The following is a 9,008-nucleotide window of genomic DNA, read 5'->3' as shown; positions in this document are numbered from 1 at the left end:
GCTCGCTCACGCCGTGGCGCTTGGCTACCTCGGCAATCGGGGCCTTGTCGGCTTCCCGCAAAATCCGGACGATTTGCTCGTCACTGTATCGGCTCTTCTTCATTGCTCCCTTTCGTTTGGGAGCTATTTTCTCAAATTTGCCGTGGCCCGAAAATCTCGGGTCAGGTCATCGCCAAGCTCAATGCCTTTCTCGACCGCCCTGAAGTGCGGAAAACGCTGAAAGCGCTGCATTGGGATAACCCATACAAATATCTCGCCGAGCAAATGCGGGCATTACGCGGTCAGCTTATCGTAGGCAAACTGCTGACTGCATTTGACAAGGCCATTGCCGCGCTAAAGGAATTACTGGCGATCGTGCAGAATTGGGGTGGCGGCAAGCTCGGACAACAGGCCGCCGACCTGCTCGAACTGGTCTCCGGCGTGCGCAAGAAGGCCGACTCGATGCTAGGTAAAGTGCTAAAGCCGGTGCAGGATTGGCTGAACAGGATTGCGCGAAGACTGGATATTGAAGCGGATAATCAGTATCGCGCGTATGTCAAGGCCACCAATACACATGGCTTTACCCGGCCAAGGGCGGAGGCGGAGATCACGTCGTTTGAGAAGGAAAAGCCGAAGTGGGTAGATAAGACGGCTAGAGTAGCGCATCCCGCTTCGGAAGAAGCTCCATTCAAACCAGGCTGGCCAGACCTTGATCCCAAGGTTAAACCGGGCGAAAGGCATCCATTGGCAAAGGCCTATAAGACCTTTGAAGATGGCCCCATCACACCAGTGACCATTCCGCCGGGCGAAATCTTATACCGGGTTATAGATCCTGGTAGCGGCGACAACAGCATCTGCTGGATGCACAGGTCCGAGTTCGACAAACTGAAAAGCAAGGATGACTGGCGCAGGAAGTTTGCGGTATGGGCAAGCTGGAACAGTAATGGCGAGTTTGTGACGTATACCGTCCCACCGGGGAAAGGGCTGAATGTATGGGAAGGCGTCGTCGGAACGCAAAGACATGAAGCTAATAACGCCTACAAACTGGAAGGAGGAGCTATACAGATCGTGCTTGACCCAAGCGACTTGAAGAAGGAATGTTTGGGAAAACGACAGCCTACCAACTGGGGCTACAGCAGCTTTGGGGAAACGACTGACATGACCGGCTTGCCGGTCCTCACCAACAGCTGGTTTGAAAAGAAATAATCATGGGAACACCGCTGATACCGCAGGAAATCTATCTTCTCGAACGATACTGTTCGCTCGAACGCTACGGCGAAATGCGCGATGCGTGGGAAGCGATGCTGAACCATGCGGAAGCCATGCTTGAGCGCTTCATGCGCAATCTGCCGCCACGTTACCGCAGTCGGCCATTGTCGGAACAGCCGGATATTGTCTGGGGAGAACGGGTGCTACCGAATTTCAGGGATACCATGCGGCTGCTGAATGATGGTTACATCAAACTGTCGCACGGAGATTACGGAGCGCTCGGCCGTGCTTGCGGCGTTTCCGGCGGCATGCGTGGCCAGCGCGATTTCTGGTCTGGCTGGATGAACGAGGTCGAACCGGGTGCGGAAGCGAAATACTATGAGTTGCTATATGAAGCCAGCGGATTGGCTGATCCAATTGATCGAACCTCCAGTGGCATCTGGAGTCCCGGCGCATTGACAACGCGCTATGAGAGAGTAGTCAAGGAACCCCTCAACCCTCCTCCGGCATGGCCAACTTATCGTTTGAATCGACAAGTCACAGTAAAGAGTGGCGACCGCGTCCCTCAAACCGGCATCTACCTTCCCGACGTTGATCATGGATTCCCGACACTTTTGATCAAGTCGGATGATCCGATAGAGGGCGAAGCGAACGAAGCATCCGTCGTGCTGGATCCCGCTGTCGGTCCGAAAAAAGGGTATCGCCCCACCCTATGGACTCTCGTCGAACGCGTAGCCGACACCAGCGATCATCCTGCCCAGTCTCTGCTTGGTCCCTCAATGGCCTTGCGTGCAGAAGGAGGCCAACCTTGCCCGCAGACCGGCTACTGGTTCACGCCGGCCAAGCTCAACTCCCGTCGCTATTTCAACGAGAGAGAAATCATGCCGGCCTTCCAAGTTGACTATGGCGCCACCATCTGGCAGTGGGACTCGAATCAAGGCTAATTGCATGACTGAGGTGCTACCCAAGATAACTTCGGATGCCGTGAGTGGACCTGTCAACTATATGGCCGGTTCAAGAGTATCCTTTCATCGACATGACCTCATATCAGAGGGACGGCACCTACATTAAGGAACTCATCGGCTGGACGCGTTTCGAGGATTCGCCCAAACCGGTAATCGGCAAAAGTACAAAAATCTGGGTTTGCCTGCACGATTGCCCTACTGGTGAAGCACCTGGCATCATTCTGAATATCAAAGCGCGGGCCAAGAAACACGGATTTCCCTTGCCAAAGCGACCTAAGAAGCAACCTATGTTTACAAATGAGGATTTCGCACACAGTTACGGTGATTGATCATTTCTGGCTTTTGGGAACTTTGACGGCATGACGGCGGGCGCACCGCACAACGCGCCACTGCCCAGCGTTTAACGTCTCCCCGCCTTCTTCAACCGATACGCCAACCCTTCCGCGATATCCTTGTGATTGTGCTTCTCTGCGAAGTCGATCGCGGACATTCCCAGCTCGTTTCTCAGCGTCGCATCTGCGCCTTCGTCGAGCAGCAGTTTGACGGTCATGATGTGTCCGCCGCGCGCGGCCATCATGATCGGAGTCGTTTTGTTGGGCGATTCAGCGTCGATGTATGCCGATCGGTCCAGCAGCGTTTGAACGATCATGTTGTGTCCAGAAGCCGCTGCGTAGTGCAGCGGTGTCCAGCCGGTGCGGTTGACCTGGGCACCTTTTGTAAGCAAGGCCTCCACGGCCCTTTGATTACCCTTATAGCAGGCAATCATCAGCGCGTTATCTCCGTTACGCGAGGTCAGTTCCAGGTCAATATCCTTGGCTTCCAACAGGGTGTCGAACACGCGCATCGAGTCCTCGCGCAATGCGAGGATCAACCCTGAATCGCCCCGCTCGGGTTCGATGGTGTTGGGATCGAATCCGCGATCGAGCAATGACCTGACCGTCGATGCATCGTCTCGATTTACCGCAAGAAAATAGTCGTCGTAGGCGCCGGCAATGGCGACACGTGGCATCCAGAACATAACGACACTGGCCGCCAGCGCACCCAGGCTCAGTCTTCGTTGATTGGAGCAGCCCGGCTCCGTCATCGGTTCGCGGTCTTGAACAGGTTGAAGAAATTTTCTGTGGTTTGCTGTGCGACACGCTCGAGCGAGACATTCTTCAGCTGGGCGATGTACTCCGCAACATGCCGCACCAGTCCCGGCTCGTTCATTTTCCCGCGATACGGTACCGGTGCGAGATAAGGCGCGTCGGTTTCAATCAGCATCCGCTCCAGCGGAACGGCGCGTGCGACGGCCTGAAGTTCTTTGGCATTCTTGAATGTGACGATGCCGGAAAAGGAAATGTAGAACCCCATTTCCATCGCCGCTTCCGCTACTTGCAGCGATTCGGTGAAACAATGCATGACGCCCCCGGCACCGCCGCCAGCGGGCCCGGCACCCTCTTCGCGCATGATCCTGATCGTGTCTTCGGAGGCAGCGCGCGTATGAATGATCAGCGGCTTTCCAGTAGCGCGCGAGGCGCGGATATGCGTGCGAAAGCGCTCGCGCTGCCACTCGAGATCGCCTTCCAGCCGATAATAGTCGAGCCCTGTCTCCCCGATACCGACAATTTTCGGATGATCCGCCAAGCGCACCAATTCTTCGACGCTGGGTTCCGGCGTGTCTTCATAATCCGGATGGACGCCGACCGACGCGTAGACATTGGGGTACTTCTCGGCGAGCTCCAGCACGCGGGGAAAGTCAGGCAGATCGACGGAGATGCACAGCGCATGGCTGACGCGGTTCTCGTCCATCTTCGCAAGAATTTCGGGAAGCCGGGCAGACAGCTCCGGGAAATCAATATGGCAATGAGAATCGATAAACATGCCGTGCATTTTACGCTCTCGGGCGTAAGTCCGTATTGAAGCGACAAGAGCGGGTTGGCGTGAAGTCAGTATGCCTGCGGCTGGAATGATGCGAGGAAATGTGGCGCCCTACACGCCTGGCCGGATACTTCGGTCAGGCGACCCGTTTACCGAGGATGTCGAGGTCGCGCTCGATGCCATCAAGATTTGCGACGCGGGGCATGTGCGCCCAACGCTCGAAGCCGAAAGCTTCAAAGAGCTTCAGGCTGGGCAAATTGTGGCCGAATATAAAACCAAGCAAGGTGTGCACTCCGATATTCGGCGCAAACTCAATCGCTTGTGCGAGGAAGTAACGTCCCAGTCCTTTGCCACGCATCTTCTCGTGAATATAGATCGACAATTCTGCCGTCCCGGAATAAGCCGGACGCCCATAGAAATTCGAATACGACAACCACCCGACGACCTGGCCATCCTGCTCCGCGATCCATAACGGACGCTTTTCGGGAGTGTGCTCGGCGAACCAGGCCTGGCGCGACGCAACGGTAATCGGCTCGGTGTCGGCGGTGACCTGACGGGAAGGAATGGTGCTGTTGTAGATAGCGACGATGGCCGGTAGATCCTCGAGACGGGCCAGCCGGTGCAAATAAGGCATGAATGGAAAATCTTGTTGTTACAGAGTGTGTGTGGCGCGGGACGAACGCAATGCCGCACCCAGCAATTCTTCAATCCGGAGCTTGACGCGCTGGCCGCTGTCGTCGGCCGAGAAGTGAACGCCAATGCCTTGCGCCTTGTTGTTGTTGGCCCCGGCCGGCGTCACCCAGGCGACTTTGCCTGCGATCGGATATTTGGTGGGATCGTCCATCAGCGTGAGGATGAGGTAGATTTCATCCCCGATCTTGTACGACTTGTTGGTCGGCACGAAGATGCCGCCATTGGTAAGGAAGGGCATGTAGGCTGCGTACAGCGCGGCTTTTTCCTTGATCGGCAATGACAAAACCGAGGGACGCGCAACCGCTCCCGCACTGCCGGCACCAGGTTGCGTGTTCACATTCAAATCGGCCATGACTGTCCTTCAGGCGTTGTGAAGCGCTACGCTGAAAAGAGCGAAGCGTAATCCAATAACATGTCTTCAATAAAAAGCCGGGCCGACAACGGATGCTCCGCAACCGCACGCCGGTCCTTTGCCGCTTTCAGCGCACGCAGCAAGTCGTCTACTTGCACCTGCTGGGCGAGCGCCGCCAGCTCCTTCCGATACCGCGGATAATACCGAATTCTGCCCGAAAGTTTGAGCGAAAACACGTCATACAGCCAGCGTTGCAACCACGCCACCAAATCCACGACAGGAGATTTTTGCAGCTTTTCGGCGGTTTTCAGTGCGTTCTCAACACCGGGTCTGGCCAATGACCGCAGGAAATCATCCATGGTCTCCCGCACTTCGGACTGCGCCACGGCGTGCGCGGCAAGCGGCGCGCCGCCCTGCTCTGCCAGCCAGATATCGGCATCATCAACGCCCTGCTGCTGCAGCCACGCCAGCGCCTCCTCCTGTAACGGCATCGCCAGTGCAAACTTGCGGCAACGCGACAAAATTGTCGGCAGCAATCGTTCCAGACTGTTGGAAACCAGTAGAAACATGGTATTCGGCGGCGGCTCTTCCAAGGTTTTCAGCAGCGCGTTTGCGGCAGCCGTGTTCAATGCCTCCGCCGGGTACATGAGGATCACACGCATGCCTTGCCGATGCGTCGACACATTCATGAAATCGGCCAGCGCACGTATCTGGTCGATCTTGATTTCCTTTGACGGTGTTTTGGCGGCTTTTGCCGACTTTTTGCCATCGGCGGTATCTCCCGCCTCTTCACCTTCAGCAACGTCACCCTCCTCGAGAGCCTCGGGTCTGACGCGACGATAATCGGGATGGTTGTATTGCGCGAACCATCCGCAGGATGCGCATTGTCCACAAGGATGCCCGTCGGCACCTGGCGATTCGCACAGCAACGCCTGCGCGAATCGCTCGGCAAATGCTGTCTTTCCGATTCCTTGCGGGCCATGAAACAGGATGGCGTGCGGCAAACGCTCCCGCAACTGCTGAAGCTGTTGCCAGGCGTGCGACTGCCAAGGGTAAAGCGCTGTAGTCATGACAGTTCAACAAGCAGAATCATAGGGAAGCGAGAATCGTCTCAAGTTCTGCCTGGATCTCGGTAATTGTCCTTGTGGAGTCAATCAGCCGGAAACGCTGCGGAAACTGCGCTGCACGGCGCAGGTATTCCTGCCGCGTCGCCTCGAAAAAATCCGCTTTTTCGCGCTCGAATTTATCCAGTTCACGCGTGGCGTCGAGCCGCGCGCGCGCCACCTCAAGCGGTACGTCGAACAATAACGTGAGATCCGGCTGAAGATGCGGATGAACCCACTGTTCAAGCGCTTCGAGTTTCGCGCGGTCGAGCTTGCGGCCGCCGCCCTGGTAGGCAAACGTCGCATCCGTAAAGCGGTCGGAAATCACCCAGTCGCCACGTGAAAGGGCCGGTTCGATCACTTGCGCCAGATGCTCGCGACGCGAAGCGAACATGAGCAAGGCTTCGGTCTCAAGGTGCATTTTTTCGTGGAGCACCAATTCCCGCAGCTTTTCCCCCAAGGGCGTGCCGCCCGGTTCGCGGGTGGTGACAACGCGTTTGCCTTCCTCGGCAAGCCGTCGCGCGACGAATTCGAGGTGCGTGGACTTTCCCGCGCCGTCGATTCCCTCAAAAGTAATGAATTTGCCAACAGTCATGATGGGTGTTTTTCTTCTCTGTTCACCCGGCATTATCGCTGGTATTTATCTACGGCACGATTGTGCTCGCTAAGGTTCTTTGAAAAATGACTGGAGCCATTGCCTTTCGACACAAAATACAGCACGTCGGAATTGGCAGGGTTGAGCGCCGCTGCCAAGGATTCTGCCCCGGGCAGTGCGATCGGCGTTGGCGGAAGTCCTTTGCGCGTATAGGTGTTGTAGGGCGTATCGGTTTCAAGGTCGCGCTTGCGAATATTTCCCTGGAATTTTTCGCCCATCCCGTAGATCACCGTCGGATCCGTCTGCAGCAGCATGCCGCGCTTGAGCCGGTTCACGAAGACAGCGGCGATCATGTTGCGCTCGGATTTCAGGCCGGTCTCCTTCTCGATGATCGACGCCATGATGAGCGCCTCATACGGCGATTTGTAGGGCAAAGACGGATCACGCCGTGCCCATGCTTCCTCCAGGCGCTTTAAAAGCAAGGCATGGGCTTGACGGTAGATCTGAAGGTCGCTCGCGCCCTTGGCAAAGAGATAGGTGTCGGGGAAAAACAGCCCTTCCGGCTGTTTATAGTCGCCGGTGATCCTGGCCAGCAATTCATTGTCGGACAAGGCGAGGGTATCGTGCTTCAATGCAGGATGGTTGGCGATCGCCTGTCGCATCTGCCTGAAGGTCCAACCTTCAATGACGACGAGAGACTCCTGCGCAAACTCGCCGCGCACCAGTTGGTCGATCAGGGCCAGCGGACTGGTTCCCGGCTTCAATTCGTAATGCCCTGCCTTCAGCTTCGTGCTCTTGCCTGTCAACTGTGCGAGGACGCTCAGCAGGAGCGGATTGACGGGAACACCCGCCTTCTCAATCTGGCGCATGCTGCTCCTGACGCCACTGCCCGGCTGGATCGAAAATTCGATGGCCTGTTCACTGGCACCGATGATGGGCCGCTTCGACCAAAAAGCCATGCCGGCAGCGGCTGCCATCGACAGGACGACGACAAGAAGAAGAAATTTCCTTATCAAAATTGTGCCTTTAATAAATTCGCAAATTGGGCTGCCATAATTACAGGCTCATTCAAGAAAGCCTGTAGCCGGCTCCCGACGCATTTTTGAGACGTCACTATAATCAAGCCATGATGATAATGGCTATCAATTCATTTCTATGACTGACTTTATGAACGCATGGTTGCAGTTTTTGACACGGAATGGTGCGCACGTCGACGACTCGTCTCATCCAGAGGTTCTCGGGTTTGAGGGACAGGCTGCAGAGAAGGCCATTCCACCCAATTTCATTTCGCCCTTGACCGACCTGGGCCTGATTGCGGCATCCGGTGACGAAGCCGCCCATTTCCTGCATAACCAGCTCACCAACGACGTGGAACACTTGACGGCGAATGAGGCGCGCCTGGTGGGGTACTGTTCGCCCAAAGGCCGCATGCTCGCGAGTTTCCTGATGTGGAAATCCGGCGACACTTTCATGCTGCAAGTCCCGCGCGCGATCCAGCCGGCGGTACAAAAGCGCTTGCAAATGTTCATATTGCGCGCGAAGGTAAAGCTGGCTGATGCCACCGACAACCATGCCGTTCTCGGACTTGCCGGTGCTGCGGTTGGCGCAGCCATTGCACAGTGGTTCCCTTCCATGCCTGCGACGACCTACGCAAAAGTGGATACGGACGCAGGCAGCCTGATCCGTGTTGCCGACGCGTTTGGCGTGCCGCGTTACCAGTGGATAGCTCCGTTGCCGGTCGCAGAGGAGGTCTGGCCGGAGCTGGTCAGGACGCTGACTCCGGTGGGCACGCATGCCTGGCGACTTGCAAACATCCATGCTGGTGTGCCGCAGATTACCCAGGCAACGCAGGAGCAGTTTGTGCCGCAAATGGTCAATTTCGAACTGATCGGCGGTGTCAATTTCAAGAAGGGCTGCTATCCGGGGCAGGAGATCGTTGCGCGCAGCCAGTATCTTGGCAAGCTCAAGAGGCGCATGCTCCTTGCCTCTATCGCGGCTGCTGATGTCAAAGCCGGCATGGAAGTATTCTCCAGCACGGACCCCGACCAACCCTGCGGAATGGTGGTGAATGCCGAACCGAATCCGCAAGCCGGAATCGACTGCCTCGTTGAACTGAAAGTGGCAGCCCTTGACGAAGGCACAATCCACCTCGGCTCGGCACAAGGTCCGCAACTGGTGTTCGGCACACTCCCGTATACCCTGCCCGTCTAGCTCAATCAGCTAACCAGCGCATTTATTACAACAGCATGCAC

General features: G+C 56.4%; 12 protein-coding genes. 4 read left to right on the top strand and 8 right to left on the bottom strand.

Annotated features, from left to right (window positions below; translation table 11 throughout):
* Positions 1–103 (bottom strand): transposase (locus ACYVIA_RS17940; RefSeq protein ID WP_460839700.1); only part of this gene is annotated, 103 nt, incomplete at its 3' end.
* Between ACYVIA_RS17940 and ACYVIA_RS17935 the strand changes: the two genes are divergently transcribed.
* From ACYVIA_RS17935 to ACYVIA_RS17925, 3 genes are read left to right on the top strand one after another with little or no spacing between them, the layout of a single operon-like run.
* Complete coding sequence (locus ACYVIA_RS17935; RefSeq protein ID WP_460843209.1) at positions 103–1,185, top strand: hypothetical protein; 1,083 nt, start codon at positions 103–105, stop codon at positions 1,183–1,185. The genes ACYVIA_RS17940 and ACYVIA_RS17935 overlap by 1 nt on opposite strands.
* Before the next feature lie 2 nt (positions 1,186–1,187).
* Positions 1,188–2,132, top strand: coding sequence for a hypothetical protein (locus ACYVIA_RS17930; RefSeq protein WP_460843206.1), 945 nt, complete (start codon positions 1,188–1,190; stop codon positions 2,130–2,132).
* Positions 2,133–2,176: 44 nt separating this feature from the next.
* Complete coding sequence (locus ACYVIA_RS17925) at positions 2,177–2,482, top strand: hypothetical protein (protein WP_460843204.1); 306 nt, start codon at positions 2,177–2,179, stop codon at positions 2,480–2,482.
* A gap of 71 nt (positions 2,483–2,553) precedes the next feature.
* Here the strand turns inward: ACYVIA_RS17925 and ACYVIA_RS17920 are convergent, their stop codons facing one another.
* The 7 genes from ACYVIA_RS17920 to mltG form a co-directional block, all read right to left on the bottom strand.
* Positions 2,554–3,237 carry an ankyrin repeat domain-containing protein gene (locus tag ACYVIA_RS17920; RefSeq protein WP_460843202.1) on the bottom strand — a complete coding sequence of 228 codons (684 nt, stop codon included), beginning with the start codon at positions 3,235–3,237 and terminating at the stop codon, positions 2,554–2,556.
* Positions 3,234–4,016, bottom strand: a complete 783-nt coding sequence (locus ACYVIA_RS17915) for a TatD family hydrolase (RefSeq protein WP_460843221.1) — start codon at positions 4,014–4,016, stop codon at positions 3,234–3,236. The genes ACYVIA_RS17920 and ACYVIA_RS17915 overlap by 4 nt, the downstream gene beginning before the upstream one ends.
* A gap of 133 nt (positions 4,017–4,149) precedes the next feature.
* Positions 4,150–4,647, bottom strand: a complete 498-nt coding sequence (locus tag ACYVIA_RS17910) for a GNAT family N-acetyltransferase (RefSeq protein WP_460843201.1) — start codon at positions 4,645–4,647, stop codon at positions 4,150–4,152.
* An 18-nt stretch (positions 4,648–4,665) separates the two neighbouring features.
* Positions 4,666–5,058: a PilZ domain-containing protein gene (locus ACYVIA_RS17905; protein WP_460843199.1), complete on the bottom strand. Its 393-nt coding sequence runs from the start codon at positions 5,056–5,058 to the stop codon at positions 4,666–4,668.
* Positions 5,059–5,084: 26 nt separating this feature from the next.
* Positions 5,085–6,128, bottom strand: coding sequence for a DNA polymerase III subunit delta' (locus ACYVIA_RS17900; protein ID WP_460843198.1), 1,044 nt, complete (start codon positions 6,126–6,128; stop codon positions 5,085–5,087).
* Between the two features lie 19 nt (positions 6,129–6,147).
* Positions 6,148–6,756, bottom strand: a complete 609-nt coding sequence (tmk, locus tag ACYVIA_RS17895; protein WP_460843196.1) for a dTMP kinase — start codon at positions 6,754–6,756, stop codon at positions 6,148–6,150.
* A 32-nt stretch (positions 6,757–6,788) separates the two neighbouring features.
* Positions 6,789–7,772 (bottom strand): endolytic transglycosylase MltG, encoded by a 984-nt coding sequence (gene mltG, locus ACYVIA_RS17890; protein WP_460843195.1) that lies wholly within the window; start codon positions 7,770–7,772, stop codon positions 6,789–6,791.
* A gap of 151 nt (positions 7,773–7,923) precedes the next feature.
* Here mltG and ygfZ point away from each other — a divergent pair, with 151 nt between their 5' ends.
* Entirely contained in the window at positions 7,924–8,967 is a 1,044-nt protein-coding gene (gene ygfZ / locus ACYVIA_RS17885) for a CAF17-like 4Fe-4S cluster assembly/insertion protein YgfZ (RefSeq protein ID WP_460843193.1), read from the top strand.
* Positions 8,968–9,008: the final 41 nt, after the last annotated feature.

Source organism: Noviherbaspirillum agri (assembly GCF_054780595.1).
The sequence above is the reverse complement of the archived record's forward strand: the minus strand, read 5'-3'. Positions and strand labels throughout refer to the sequence as shown.